The 14,154-nt window shown below is 61.9% G+C and carries 12 protein-coding genes; all 12 read right to left on the minus strand.

Translation table 11 applies throughout. The annotated features are described in order from the left end of the window. Positions 1-16: 16 nt before the first annotated feature. The 12 genes from AC3ISG_RS19575 to AC3ISG_RS19630 all read right to left on the minus strand — a co-directional run bounded on the left by AC3ISG_RS19575 (position 17) and on the right by AC3ISG_RS19630 (position 14,090). Positions 17-574 carry a hypothetical protein gene (locus AC3ISG_RS19575; protein WP_489297754.1) on the minus strand — a complete coding sequence of 186 codons (558 nt, stop codon included), beginning with the start codon at positions 572-574 and terminating at the stop codon, positions 17-19. Positions 575-592: 18 nt separating this feature from the next. Continuing rightward, positions 593-1,324 (minus strand): TetR/AcrR family transcriptional regulator, encoded by a 732-nt coding sequence (locus AC3ISG_RS19580; protein ID WP_489297755.1) that lies wholly within the window; start codon positions 1,322-1,324, stop codon positions 593-595. A gap of 216 nt (positions 1,325-1,540) precedes the next feature. Next, positions 1,541-3,043, minus strand: coding sequence for a lysine--tRNA ligase (gene lysS, locus AC3ISG_RS19585; RefSeq protein WP_122535100.1), 1,503 nt, complete (start codon positions 3,041-3,043; stop codon positions 1,541-1,543). A 114-nt stretch (positions 3,044-3,157) separates the two neighbouring features. Further along, positions 3,158-4,253 (minus strand): peptide chain release factor 2 gene (gene prfB, locus AC3ISG_RS19590; protein WP_108120905.1). Its coding sequence is split into 2 segments (ribosomal slippage): positions 3,158-4,180 and positions 4,182-4,253, totalling 1,095 coding nucleotides; the frame shifts between segments, so codons are not numbered across the junction. A gap of 159 nt (positions 4,254-4,412) precedes the next feature. Continuing rightward, positions 4,413-5,417, minus strand: coding sequence for a response regulator (locus AC3ISG_RS19595; RefSeq protein ID WP_122535088.1), 1,005 nt, complete (start codon positions 5,415-5,417; stop codon positions 4,413-4,415). Between the two features lie 45 nt (positions 5,418-5,462). Continuing rightward, positions 5,463-6,473 carry a chemotaxis response regulator protein-glutamate methylesterase gene (locus AC3ISG_RS19600; protein WP_489297757.1) on the minus strand — a complete coding sequence of 337 codons (1,011 nt, stop codon included), beginning with the start codon at positions 6,471-6,473 and terminating at the stop codon, positions 5,463-5,465. Continuing rightward, positions 6,470-8,806: a hybrid sensor histidine kinase/response regulator gene (locus AC3ISG_RS19605; RefSeq protein ID WP_489297758.1), complete on the minus strand. Its 2,337-nt coding sequence runs from the start codon at positions 8,804-8,806 to the stop codon at positions 6,470-6,472. Before AC3ISG_RS19605 ends, AC3ISG_RS19600 begins: the two co-directional genes overlap by 4 nt. Then, positions 8,803-9,486, minus strand: a complete 684-nt coding sequence (locus AC3ISG_RS19610; RefSeq protein WP_489297759.1) for a chemotaxis protein CheW — start codon at positions 9,484-9,486, stop codon at positions 8,803-8,805. Before AC3ISG_RS19610 ends, AC3ISG_RS19605 begins: the two co-directional genes overlap by 4 nt. Beyond that, entirely contained in the window at positions 9,483-10,823 is a 1,341-nt protein-coding gene (locus AC3ISG_RS19615; protein WP_122535084.1) for a CheR family methyltransferase, read from the minus strand. Before AC3ISG_RS19615 ends, AC3ISG_RS19610 begins: the two co-directional genes overlap by 4 nt. Beyond that, positions 10,820-11,356, minus strand: a complete 537-nt coding sequence (locus AC3ISG_RS19620) for a chemotaxis protein CheW (RefSeq protein ID WP_122535083.1) — start codon at positions 11,354-11,356, stop codon at positions 10,820-10,822. The genes AC3ISG_RS19615 and AC3ISG_RS19620 overlap by 4 nt, the downstream gene beginning before the upstream one ends. 9 nt (positions 11,357-11,365) lie before the next feature. Beyond that, positions 11,366-12,988: a methyl-accepting chemotaxis protein gene (locus AC3ISG_RS19625; RefSeq protein WP_272632330.1), complete on the minus strand. Its 1,623-nt coding sequence runs from the start codon at positions 12,986-12,988 to the stop codon at positions 11,366-11,368. A gap of 340 nt (positions 12,989-13,328) precedes the next feature. Beyond that, a complete protein-coding gene (locus AC3ISG_RS19630) occupies positions 13,329-14,090 on the minus strand; it encodes a tellurite resistance TerB family protein (protein ID WP_122623433.1) in 762 nt (253 codons plus the stop codon). Positions 14,091-14,154: the final 64 nt, after the last annotated feature.

A 14,154-nucleotide genomic window follows, 5' to 3' on the forward strand; every position in this document is an offset into this window, starting at 1 on the left:
TTATTGAAACGTTGCGCTATTTGGTCATGCGCTGATATTGAGCTGCTTTGAGAAAGACATCGGAATAGGCCGGATCGTCGAGGTAGGCAAACACCCTGTCCATGGGGCTTGAAATCAGTATGCCGTCGCCCTTCACCGTATCGACCCGCTCGCCGTCGAGCACCTTCTGCTCGACCAACTGCTGAAACCGCTCCAGGTCGAGGTCATAGACCACCAATTCGTCGGCGCCGTTCTCGTTATCTATCAGGTCAAACCCGGCGATGACGTAATTGCCGCCGTATTTGTCAGGCAGCGCAGCGGACACGTACCAGCGGCTGCCGTGGCGCGACACGGTGAAGGCGTACTCGTCACGGTTCTTGCGATCGCCTTTGCGGTAACTCACTGCTTTGTAGCGGTCGGGGCCGGCGCGGCTGATTTCCAGTTCGAGCGGCTCGCCCCAGGCATTTTTGCTGCTCCAGGTGCCGAGCAATTTGGGCGGGGCGGTATTACTGGCCGGAATCGGGTCTTTGAACGTCACCAGGCATCCGCTCAACAGCGCGAACGACAGGGCGAGCAAAACGCTCCAGACTCTCATCGGGTTCTCCTTGAGGTATCAGCCAGCCATCGGCTTGGCGGTGCCCAGTACCAGATGCATCTGGCGAGTAAGAATAGCGAGCATTTCTTCGTCTGCGCCGGGCTGAGGCCCGTTGAGCAGCCCCTGATATTCCATCCGGCAGATGAGCCCCGTCAACACTTGGGCGTCCAGTTGCGGCTGAACCGAGCCCATGACTTCGAGAAACTGGGCGCTGCCCTGCAACAAAATCTGCTGATGGGCGCTCACCAGTGGCGCAAGCCGCGGGTTGATCAGCGCTTCGAGGTGGAAGGCGTGCTCGGCAATGAGCTGGTCACGACGGGTCAGCAGTTGATGGCGCACATACTCCATGGTCATCCGCGCGATCTCATCCGCCAGCCGGGCACGGGCCTCGACGCTGCCGTCATTGCGCGCGACCATCTCGCGCAGCAGCGCTTCGGTATTGGTCCACAGCTTGGCCATGTAGGCCGCACTGCGTTCAACATACTGCGCAAAGGCATCGGTGAGCAGGTCATCGATGTCTTTGAAGTAGTAGGTGGTGGCGGAGAGCGGTACTTGCGCTTCGGCTGCCACCGCGCGATGACGCACAGCCCGGACGCCGTCACGAATGAGGATGCGCATGGCCGCATCAAGAATCTGTTGCCGACGCTGTTCACTTCCCTGTCGACTCGCCTTGCGGCCCTGGTACTGAACACTCTGTGCGACTGCCGTGGCCAGGCCAGCGGCTCCCTTTTGAGCGATCGTGCGGTTCACAACGGGGTTTCCTTTTTTCGAGTCATTCACATCACAGCAACGCCAGCTTACGGCGGTATCTGCGCCGACGTCATCGCGGGCAAGCTCACTCCTACAACCGGCGGCGTGCCCCTGCAGGAGTGAGCTTGCTTTCGATAGCATCTCCAAATGCAGCCGCTCACTCAACGAACAGCCAAAAAAAAGCCGCCCTGCTCAGGCGGCTATTTTTTACATCACTTACGCCTGGGGCCGCATGTGCGGGAACAGGATGACGTCACGTATGGACGGCGAATTGGTCAGCAGCATGACCAGACGGTCGATGCCGATGCCCTCGCCCGCTGTCGGCGGCATCCCGTATTCCAGCGCCCTGACGAAGTCTGCGTCGTAGTGCATGGCTTCATCGTCGCCGGCGTCCTTGTCCGCGACCTGAGCCATGAAGCGCTCGGCCTGGTCTTCCGCGTCGTTCAACTCGGAATAGGCGTTGGCGATTTCGCGGCCGCCGATGAACAGCTCGAAGCGGTCGGTGACGTTCGGGTTGTCATCGTTGCGACGGGCCAGCGGCGACACTTCGAACGGGTACTGGGTGATGAAGTGCGGCTGCTCCAGCTTGTGCTCGACCAGCTCTTCGAAAATCATCACTTGCAGCTTGCCCAGACCTTCGAAGCCCAGCACCTTGGCGCCGGCTTTCTTGGCGATGGCGCGCGCCTTGTCGATGTCGTTCAGGTCATCGGCGGTCAGCTCGGGGTTGTACTTGAGGATCGAGTCGAACACCGACAGACGCGCAAACGGCTCGCCGAAGTGGAACACCTTGTCGCCATACGGCACGTCGGTGCTGCCAAGGACCAGCTGGGCCAGTTCGCGGAACAGTTCCTCGGTCAGGTCCATGTTGTCTTCGTAATCAGCGTAGGCCTGGTAGAACTCGAGCATGGTGAACTCGGGGTTGTGCCGGGTCGAAACGCCTTCGTTACGGAAATTGCGGTTGATCTCGAACACTTTCTCGAACCCACCGACAACCAGACGCTTGAGGTAAAGCTCCGGCGCGATGCGCAGGAACATTTCCAGGTCCAGCGCGTTGTGGTGAGTCTCGAACGGCTTGGCCGCAGCGCCGCCCGGAATGGTCTGCAGCATCGGCGTTTCGACTTCAAGGAAGTCGCGCTGCATCAGGAAGCTGCGGATGTGGGCAATGACTTTCGAGCGAACGCGGAAGGTTTCGCGCACGTCTTCGTTGACGATCAGGTCGACGTAACGCTGGCGATAACGCTGCTCGGTATCCACCAGACCATGGTGCTTGTCGGGCAGCGGACGCAGGGACTTGGTCAGCAGGCGCACGTTGGTCATTTCGACGTACAGATCGCCCTTGCCGGAACGCGCCAGGGTGCCTTCGGCCGCAATGATGTCACCCATGTCCCAGGTTTTCACCGAGGCCAGGGTTTCTTCGGGCAGCGTCTTGCGGTTGACGTAGACCTGGATGCGACCGGTCATGTCCTGAATCACCATGAACGAGCCACGGTTAAGCATGATGCGCCCGGCAACCTTGACCGGAATCGCCGCCTCAGCCAGCTCTTCCTTGGTCTTGTCCGCGTATTGTTTCTGCAGGTCGTTGCAGTAGTTTTCGCGACGGAAGTCGTTCGGGAAGGCATTGCCCTTGGCGCGCTCGGCCGCAAGTTTTTCCTTGCGCAGGGCGATCAGGCTGTTTTCTTCCTGTTGCTGGGCTTGCGGGTCGAGTTGTTGGTCGCTCATGTCTTGATTATCCATCACAGGTTCGTGGCCCCTTGTCTGGCCGGGAAGCGCGACAAAGGATCGCGGGCGGCGACGTCATGATGACGCGCCCGACCCGCAACAGTGGTGTGGCGATTACAGGCCCTGTTTGAGGCTCGCGATCAGGTATTCGTCGATGTCGCCATCGAGCACCTTGTCGCAATCGCTGCGTTCGACGCTGGTGCGCAGGTCCTTGATGCGCGAGGCATCAAGCACGTACGAGCGGATCTGGTGACCCCAGCCGATGTCCGACTTGGTGTCCTCCAGCGCTTGCGAGGCCGCGTTGCGTTTCTGCACTTCCTGCTCGTACAAGCGCGCCCGCAGCATCTTCATCGCGGTGTCTTTGTTGGCGTGCTGGGAGCGTTCGTTCTGGCAGCTGACCACGGTGTTGGTCGGAACGTGGGTAATCCGGACCGCCGAGTCAGTGGTGTTAACGTGCTGACCACCGGCGCCCGAGGAGCGGTAAGTGTCGATGCGCAGGTCCGACGGGTTGATGTCGATTTCGATGTTGTCATCGATTTCCGGCGACACGAACACGGCCGAGAACGAGGTGTGACGGCGGTTGCCGGAGTCGAACGGGCTCTTGCGGACCAGACGATGGACACCGATTTCGGTGCGCAACCAGCCAAATGCGTACTCGCCCTTGATGTGCACGGTGGCGCCCTTGATACCGGCGACTTCACCGGCCGACAATTCCATGATGGTCGCGTCGAAGCCGCGTTTGTCGGCCCAGCGCAGGTACATGCGCAAAAGAATGTTCGCCCAGTCCTGGGCTTCGGTGCCGCCGGAACCGGCCTGGATGTCCAGGTAGGCGTTGTTCTGGTCCATCTCGCCGCTGAACATGCGACGGAATTCCAGTTTTTCCAGGGCTTCGCGAAGACGCTCGACTTCAGCAGCAACGTCGTCGACGGCGGCCTGATCTTCTTCTTCGGCGGACATCAGCAACAGGTCCTTGGCGTCCACCAGGCCGGTGCTCATCTCGTCGAGGGTGTCGACGATCTGCGCCAGCAGCGAACGCTCTCGTCCCAGTTCCTGGGCGTAAGACGGGTTATTCCAGACGTTCGGATCTTCGAGCTCGCGGTTAACTTCGGTCAGACGATCATGTTTGTGATCGTAGTCAAAGATACCCCCGAATGGTTTCGGAGCGCTCGGACAGGTCCTTGATGCTGTTTAGGATCGGGTTGATTTCCATGGTAGGCAGCACTCGCAGGCGATTTTCACAAAGCCGGCGAGTATAGCGCAGCCAATCCAGCGATGGCAGTCCGTTGGGCGGGGGTGAGCCGTGTTCATTGTCCTTGAGGAGTCACCAACCCGGTGACGGCAAGCGAGCGCAGGAGTGTGGATCCCCGCCCTACCCCACCGCCACCTGATTGCGGCCATTGTGTTTGGCCGCATACAACCCCTGATCCGCACTCTGAATCAGCTGGCGACTGTGGCTGCCCACTTGCGGCACCATAGTGGCCAGGCCAATGCTGACGGTCAGGCTCGAGCCTTGGCTCGGGGCGACGTGGGGGATGTTCATGCCGGCGATGGTCTGGCGCAGCTTTTCGGCCAGCAGGCGTGCGCCACCCGGTGATGTGCTGGGCAGTACCAGCGCAAATTCTTCGCCGCCATAACGCGCCGGCAGGTCGGAGGGACGGCTGGAGTTGGCACGGATGGCTTTGGCGACCTGACGCAGCGCCTCGTCACCTTCGAGATGGCCGAAGGCGTCGTTGTAGGCCTTGAAGTAATCCACGTCGATCATCAGCAGCGAGATCTGCGTCTGCTCACGGGTGGAACGGCGCCATTCCAGTTCCAGGTATTCGTCGAAGTGTCGCCGATTGGACAGGCCGGTCAAGCCATCCGAGTTCATCAGGCGCTGCAGCACCAGGTTAGTGTCGAGCAGCTGTTGCTGGCTAACGCGCAACGCACGATAGGCTTCGTCGCGCTGCAGCAGGGTCATATAGGAGCGCGAGTGGTAGCGAATGCGCGCGACCAGTTCAATGTTGTCCGGTAGTTTGACCAGGTAATCGTTGGCGCCGGCGGCAAAGGCGGCGCTCTTGATCAGCGGGTCTTCCTTGGTCGAGAGCACGATGATCGGGATGTCACGGGTCTTCGGGTTGTTGCGGTATTCACGCACCAGCGTCAGGCCGTCCAGGCCGGGCATCACCAGGTCCTGAAGAATCACGGTAGGTTTGATGAGAATGGCTTGCGCGATCGCTTGATGTGGGTCCGCGCAGAAGTGAAAGTCGATATTGTCTTCGTGAGCCAGCCCGCGTCGGACGGCCTCGCCGATCATGGCCTGATCGTCGACGAGCAACACCATGGCAGCGTTTTCATCCGTGGCGTTCAGATCGTCCAGTTGCAAATCATGCATGCGGGGTCTCCTGGTCACAGGCGGGCTGTGAGATCACCTGGAAATTCATTGGGTGAATACCTCCTTCAAGCGAGGTGCGATCGAGTCCAGTGAGCGAATTTCCATGGCGGCGTCGATCGCCGCAGCCGCTTTGGGCATGCCGTATACCGCGCAGCTCGCCTGATCCTGAGCGATGGTGAGAAAGCCCCGCTGCCGCATCAGTTTGAGCCCCTGTGCACCATCACGGCCCATGCCGGTCAACAAAACACCCACTGCATCACCATTCCAATAGCTGGCCACACTTTCGAAAAACACGTCGATGGACGGCCTGTAAATTTCGTTAACCGGCTCTGCGGTGTACGCCAGTGTGCCGTTCCTGAGCAGACGAATATGATGGTTGGTGCCTGCCAGCAGCACCGTGCCCACTTTCGGCGGCTCGCCATCGCGCGCCAGCCTGACTTCCAGCCCCGAAGCGCTGCTCAGCCATTGCGCCATCCCTTCGGCGAACACCTGATCCACGTGCTGCACCAGCACGATCGCTGCCGGGAAATCCGCAGGCAGCGCTTTAAGCAGTATTTCCAGCGCGGCGGGCCCGCCGGCCGATGAGCCGATCGCGATCAACCGCTGACGCTGTACCGACTCGCGCACCGGTGGCGGCGCGGGGCGGACCCGCGTGTCCCGCTCGCCAATGAGCCAGCCTATATTAAGGATCTTGCGCAACAAAGGCGCGGCTGCATCCTTGGGATTGCCAGCCCCCAGCGCGGGCGTGTCGACCACGTCCAGCGCGCCATGCCCCATGGCTTCGAACACCCGATGCACATTCTGCTCGCGGTCCACGGTGACGATGACAATGGCGCACGGCGTCGCCGCCATGATACGTCGAGTCGCCTCCACACCGTCCATCACCGGCATGATCAGGTCCATTAATATCAGGTCGGGCGTCAGCTGGGCGCAACGCTCCACCGCCTCGGCGCCGTTGCTGGCCACCCAGACGATCTGGTGCGCCGGCTCGAAGGCCAGCGCGCGGCGCAACGCCTCCACCGCCATGGCCATGTCGTTGACGATGGCAATCTTCATCCCTGCGCATCTCCTATCAACTCAACGACTGCATCGAGCAGCGCATCGTCATGGAAACTGGCCTTGGCCAGATAATAATCGGCACCGGCGTCCAGGCCGCGACGGCGGTCTTCTTCACGGTCCTTGTACGACACCACCATCACCGGCAGCGATTGCAGACGGCTGTCGCGACGCACCAGCGTCACCAGCTCGATACCGTCCATGCGCGGCATGTCGATGTCGGTGATGAGCAAGTCGAAATCCTCACCGCGCAGGGCGTTCCAGCCGTCCATGCCATCTACGGCCACCGCCACTTCATAGCCACGACTGAGCAACAATTTGCGCTCCAGTTCGCGCACCGTCAGCGAGTCGTCGACCACCAGCACGCGCTTGCGCACCCGGGTGTCGGCCTGACGACTGCGGCGATCAATGCGTTCCAGGCGCCCGGTGTTGAGGAGTTTCTCCACCGAACGCAGCATGTCCTCAACGTCGATGATCAACACCGCTGAGCCGTCGTCGAGCAAAGCGCCGGCGGAGATGTCCTGAACCTTGCCCAGGCGCGGATCCAGCGGCAGAACCACCAGCGTGCGTTCGCCGATGAAGCGTTCCACAGCGACGCCATACACGGCATCGCGCTCGCGAATCACCACCACTTTGAGCACGTCTTCACTGTGCTGGCTGGCAGGACGGTTAAGCAACTGAGTGGCCGCGACCAGCCCGACATGCCGCTCCTCGTGCCAGAAATGCTGACGCCCTTCCAGCTGCACGATGTCATCGGCACGCACGTCCCGCATGCGCTCGATGTGCGCCAGCGGAAAGGCATACGCTTCGCCGCCGACGTCCACCACCAGGCTGCGCACCACCGACAAGGTCAGCGGCACTTCCAGATGGAAACGGCTGCCCTGCCCGGCGCGCTGATCCATTTCAACGCCGCCACGCAGTTGCCGAATCATGTGCTGAACCGCATCCAGACCAACACCTCGTCCGGACACTTCGGTGACCTTGTCGCGCATGCTGAAACCGGGCAGGAACAGGAAGCTCAACAGTTCTTCCTCGCTCAACTGCGCGGCGGTTTCGGCAGGCGAAAGTTTGCGCTCGATGATGCTCAGGCGCAGGCGTTCGAGGTCAACGCCGGCGCCGTCGTCGATCAGCTCGACCACCAGCAGCCCGGCCTGGTGCGACGCCTTCAGTTTAATCAAGCCCTCGGCCGGCTTGCCGCAGGCGATGCGCTGTGCGGGCAGTTCGATGCCGTGGTCGACGGCGTTGCGCAGCAGATGGGTCAGGGGCGCTTCAAGTTTTTCCAGCACGTCGCGGTCGACCTGGGTTTTCTCGCCGTCGATTTCCAGGCGCACCTGCTTGCCCAGCGAACGGCCCAGATCACGGACCATGCGCGCCTGCCCCGCCAGCACATCGGCAAAGGGTCGCATGCGGCAGGCCAGCGCGGTGTCGTAGAGCAATTGTGCGCGTTGCGAGGCCTGCCAGCCGAACTCGTCGAGGTCGGCCGTTTGTTGAATCAGCAAATGCTGCGCTTCGCCAAGCAGACGCCGCGCTTCGTCCAGCGCCTTCTGAGCGTCGGGATCGGTGTTGGCGCCGAGCAAGGCTTCAAGACTGTCCAGCGCCCTTGTTGCGCCGGTCTGCGTGCGTTTGACCCGCTGCATTGCGGCCAGATACGGCTTCAGGCGCTGGGTCTCGACCAGCGACTTGCTCGACAGGTCCAGCAGATTGTTCAAACGTTCGGCGGTGACGCGCAGGACCCGCTCGCCGGTTTCGGCAACGCGTCGCTCGCCAGGGCCATCCGCTTTGAGCGCGGGGTCCGGCGCGGGTTCGACAACGGAGGCTGCCAGCTCTTCGGCCGCCGAATCCTGCGCAGATTGAAGCGAGGTGACCAGCGACTGCGCGTTGGCGAGCAGGATGTCCTCAAGCGAAGGCAGCGCGGTGGGCACCAGCATGGCTTTCATGGCCGGATCGTCGCTGACCATGTTGTTCATCAGCGCCACGTAACCGTCCACATCCGCCTGGGGCACGCTGGCGCCGGGCGTGGCGATGCGCATCAGCAAATCGGTGCCCATCAGCAAGGCGTCGATGTGCTCGGGCAGCAGGTGCAATCGCCCTTCCTGAGCGCTGACCAGGCAATCTTCCATGACGTGGGAAACGCTGACACCGGCGTTGACCCCGACAATCCGCGCCGCGCCTTTCAGCGAATGGGCCGCGCGCATGCACGCCTCCAGGTGATCGGCCTGGGTCGGGTTGCGCTCGAGGGCCAACAGGCCGGCGCTTAACACCTGGGTCTGAGCTTCAGCCTCCAGGGTGAAGAGTTCGAACAGCGACGCGTCGCGCATTTGATCGGGCGTCATGTCAGGCTCCGGTTCACGGCCGACAACAGCTGGTCTTCATCGAGCAGGCGCAAGCTGCGGTTTTTCCATTGCACGACGCCTCGGGTAAAGCGCGCGTTGCTGTTCTGCGCCGACGCCGAGGCGGTATCCAGCAGGCGCGCCTCGATGGCATGAATGCCGTCGACCTCATCCACTGGCACCACCACCGGGCCGCCGTCTGCCGAAACGATCAGCATGCGCGGCAATGTTCGGGCATCACCGACCGGCGCAACCGACGGGTCCAGCCCGAGCAACTCGACGAACGACAGGCACGCCACCAGGGCGCCGCGCACATTGGCAACGCCCAGCAGAGCACGGGATCGCTGGTGCGGAAGCGAATGAATGGCCTGCACCGGCGACACTTCCACCAGACACCGCGTCGGCAGACCGAGCCACTCTTCGCCGAGACGGAACACCACCGTCGAGCGGGTCTGGACCTCAGCGGCAAGCGCATCGCTGTGCACAGACACACGCTGCTCCTGGGCCAGGGAGTAACGGTCGAGCAAGCGCGTTGCCGCGGCCGAATACACCGAGCAGTTGCGGCAATGAATGTGATCGGCAAGCAGCGGGCACGACCGGTCGCCATGGATGCCGATGCGATTCCAGCAGTCGTCGATCGCCGCGGCGTCGTCGCTGACCAGCTCTGTGTATACGCGACTCATCCGCTGCGTCCTTCTTTGGTGACACCCCTGGCCGCGCGCTCCTGCAGCCGCCGGGCCCCTGCGCTGTCGCCTTGGGCGGCGAGCAGCGCGGCCAGTTGCGCCAGGGTTTCCGGATGCTGTGGTTGCAGATACAACGCCTTGCGATAAAACCCTTGTGCCGCGCTCGTCTCCCCCGCCACTTCGCTGAGCAGACCCAGCCAGTAGAACACCGGCGCAACGGGTTCGAAGCGCTTGAGGTACTGCTCGCCAGCAGCCTTTGCCTCCGTCGTGCGGCCTTCATTGGCGAGGGCGGCGATGCTGCGCAATAACTCGGCACCTTCGCCGTTGCCAGAACCCGTCGCCGCCACCGCTTTGATATCGGGTCTGAGCGCAGCCCTGCGTTCTTCGGTCAGCGCAGGATCACTCAATAACCTTCGCGCAAAGGGCTGAGGTTTATGGACGCCGCGCGACAGGGCCGATGTCGGGTGAGCAGACGATGAATCGCTTCGCGACGGCGGCATGGCTGGGGCAGTCACGACACTGTGAGGTTCGGCAATGGCCTCGTCACGCCGACGAAAGGCGAAGGACTGCGCGATGCCAATCGACACCATGCCCATGCGCCCGAGCAGGCTGCCCTCGGCAGGGCCGATAAACAACACGCCGTCTTCGCGGGTCATACGTTTCAGCGCCTCGAAGCCCTGACGCTGGGTGTCGACGTCGAAGTAAATCAGCAGATTGCGGCAGAACACAAAGTCGTACGCCGATTGCGCCACCGCCATCGCAGGGTCGAGCAGGTTGCCTGATTGAAAGCGGACCTGATCACGCACCCGCTCCTCCAGGCGATAGCCCTCCTCGACCGCGCTGAAAAAACGTTCCCGAAAACCCAGTTGATCGCCGCGGAAGGAGTTCTTGCCATACACGCCCTGGCGTGCGCGCTGGATCGAAAGCGGGCTGATGTCCACTGCCTCGACGCTGAACTGCGGCCCTCGAAGACCGGCGTCGAACAGCGCCATGGCGATGGAATAAGGTTCCTCGCCGGTGGAGCACGGCAAACTGAGAATGCGCAGCGGGCGTACGCCATTGAGCTGTGCCAGTCGGGCATTGGCCAGCTTGCCGAGGGTGACGAAGGATTCCGGATAACGGAAAAACCACGTTTCGGGGACGATCACCGCTTCGATCAGCGCCTGTTGTTCGTCCGCCGAACCCAGCAGCATGTGCCAGTAGTCGTCGTGGTCCCGCGCCTTGGACAGCGTGCAGCGCTGACGCACGGCGCGCTCGATGATCGCCTCGCCCACCGACGCGACGTCGAGCCCGATGCGGTCTTTGAGAAAGGCGAAGAAACGCGCGTCGCTGCTCATGGCGCGGCCTCGAAGGCATCGAGACTCATGGGCTGCTCGGGAAACAACAGCTCGCGCACGGCGTCGCTGAGTAAGTCCTCGACGCGTATCCATTGCAGCAGGCCTTGTTCGTCTTCGCGCACCGGGCCCAGATACGGGGCTTGTGAGTTGTCCAGGCCGTAGGCCTTGAATTCATGGGGCGAGCAGCGCAGCGTGTCGGTCGCCTGCTCGAGGATCAACCCCAGTTCCCGCGCAGGACGATCACCGCCAAGGCGGTAATGCACCAGCACCAGCCGCGTGCTGGTGCGCAGTTGCGCAGGATGGCCGAAGGTCAGCGCGCTGAGGTCGATGACCGGGACGATGGCGCCACGGTGGGCAAACACACCGGCGACCCAGTGCGGCGCCTGTGCGATGGGCTTGAGCACCAGCCGCGGCAGCACTTCGGCGACTTCCGTCGCTTGCAGCGCATAGCGTTCCGCACCGATGCGAAATAGCAGAAACAGCTTGTTCTTCGGCGACACCGCAGCGTTGCGCCTGGCTGAATGCTCGATCATGGGCCTGGCTCAGACCTTGAAACGCGAAACGCCGCTACGCAGCCCCACCGCCACCTGACTCAGCTCATCAATGGCGAAGCTGGCCTGACGCAGGGATTCCACGGTCTGACTGCTGGCATCGCCCAGCTGCACAAGCGCCTGGTTGATCTGTTCGGCGCCCGTGGCCTGGGCCTGCATGCCTTCGTTGACCATCAACACACGGGGCGCCAGGGCCTGCACTTGATGGATGATCTGCGAAAGCTGCTCGCCGACCTGGGTCACTTCGTACATGCCGCGACGCACTTCTTCGGAAAACTTGTCCATGCCCATGACGCCCGCCGACACCGCCGACTGGATCTCGCGAACCATTTGCTCGATATCGTAAGTGGCAACGGCGGTCTGGTCGGCCAGGCGGCGGACTTCGGTGGCGACCACGGCGAAACCACGGCCGTATTCGCCGGCTTTTTCCGCTTCGATCGCGGCATTGAGTGACAGCAGGTTGGTCTGGTCGGCGACTTTGACGATGGTCACCACGACCTGATTGATGTTGCCGGCCTTCTCATTGAGGATCGACAGCTTGGAGTTGACCAGATCGGCCGCGCCCATGACCGAGTGCATGGTTTCTTCCATACGTGCCAAGCCTTGCTGTCCGGAGCCCGCCAGGACCGAAGCCTGATCCGCCGCCGACGTCACTTCGGTCATGGTGCGCACCAGATCCCGGGACGTCGCGGCAATTTCCCGCGATGTGGCGCCGATTTCCGTGGTGGTCGCAGCGGTCTCGGTGGCGGTTGCCTGTTGCTGCTTGGAGGTGGCGGCGATCTCGGTCACCGAGGTGGTCACCTGAATCGACGAGCGCTGGGCCTGGGACACTAACGCGGCGAGTTCGGCGACCATGTCGTTGAAACCGGTCTGCACAGATCCGAACTCATCGTTGCGGTCCAGGGCCAGTCGTGTACTCAGGTCCCCAGTGCGCATGGTGTCGAGGATCTGCACGATGCGATTCATCGGCGCCAGAATCGCGCGCATCAGCAACAGACCGCACGCAGCCGCCGCCAGCAAGGCGATGATCAGCGAGATACCGAGGGTGATTTTGGCGCTGGAAACAGCGGCCTGGATGGCGTCGGACGCCTTGTCGGCGACCACCTTGTTCTTGGCGCCGAGTGCGTTGAGCTGTTTGCGACCCTCAAACCACGCGGGCGTAAGTTGCTCGGCGAACATCCGTTGGGCCAGCGCGTAGTTATCGCCCTGATAAGCCGCTAGCACCCCGTTGAGCACCAGCTGGTAGCGTTCGCGCAATTGCAGAAACTGGGCGAAGTCGTTGCGATCCGATTCGTCGAAGATGCTTTTCTGGTAATTGACGATCTGCGCCTGCAGGCGGTCTTCGAATTCTTTGTACTGGTCTTCTTCAGCGCTGGTGAGGTCTCGACCCGCGCCTTCAACCAGCAGATGCTGGGTGGCTACGTAGCTTTCAACCCAGGCGCCGCGCACGGTGCTGCTGTAGAAAACGCCGGGGAGCGCGTCCAGCCTCACCGCGTCGCCGCTGTTTTCGATGACCAACAGGCGATTGAACGCCGCAACCACCATCAACAGCATGATGGCGATGATGACAGCGAAGCTCGCCAAAATCCGTTGACGCAACGTCCAGTTCTTCACAGTCAGCCCTCAGGGGTTCAACGCCGGCATGACCGGGTTCAAGAAGCGGACCGACGAACGGTCCAAAACGAGCGGGAGTATAGCTTAGTGACTTCCCAATAAACGGGCCGTTTCCGACAAGAAAAATGCCATATCGCACAGCCAGATCGGAAGTGTCTTACACGCTATCGGCTTGATGTGGCGTTGCTTGATGGTGCGAATGCGTTGAAGGCGGATGAATGAGTGGGGACTTTTGGAGCGCGGGAGAAGAATGCGGGTCAGTCTCCAATGATTATTGGGGCTGACCCGGGGACTTGCAGGTACTCGGTTTCTTGTAACCGATGCGGCAGAGACTGGCCGCTTACGGCTGCGCCTGACGAACCTGATGCTCAAGCTCGGTTTTGAGCGCCGGATCGAGCTTCAGCTGCTTGGCGAGTTCGTCCAGATAAGCACGCTCCATGAAGTGTTCTTCGTCGACCATCATCACACTGGCCAGGTACATCTCGGCGGCGATTTCCGGGGTTCGCGCTGCGCGGGCCACGTCGGCAGGGTCCAGCGGTTTGTTGAGTTCAGCGTGCAGCCATTGCTGCAGTTCATTGTCGCCGGTGATGCGGGTGAATTCGCCTTCGATGAGCTCGCGCTCACGCTCGTCGACATGCCCGTCCGACTTGGCCGCTGCCACCAGCGCCCGCAAGATGGCCTCGCTGTGTTGTTCGACCTGGGCCGGGGGCACGCGGTCCACAGTTTGCGGCTCAGCCGGTTGCGCCACACCCTGACTCGCCTGCCAGTTGCCGTAGGCCTTGTAGGCCAGCACGCCCAGGGCTGCGAGCCCGCCGTAGGTCAACGCTTTGCCACCCATTTTGCGTGCGCCTTTGTTGCCCATCAGCAAGCCCATCGCGCCTGCCGCCAATGCACCGCCACCGGCACCGGAGAGCAGCCCGCCCAGCCCACCGCCCAAATTCCCGCCCATGCCACTGCCCAACTTGCCGCCGCTGACTTTTCCAAGCAGATCACCTAGACCGCCCTGCCCGTTATTGCCGCTCTTGTCGTGAGCGCCGGCCTTGTTTTGCAGCAGGTCCTGGCCGGATTTCAAGAGTTGATCGAGTAAACCGCGAGTGTTCATAACTTCACCTTTAAAGGAGGGACAGACGATTCGACCCGCAGGTTAAGACGAAGGCACCTGCGCC

The sequence above is a fragment of the Pseudomonas sp. GL_135 genome (genome assembly GCF_057834665.1).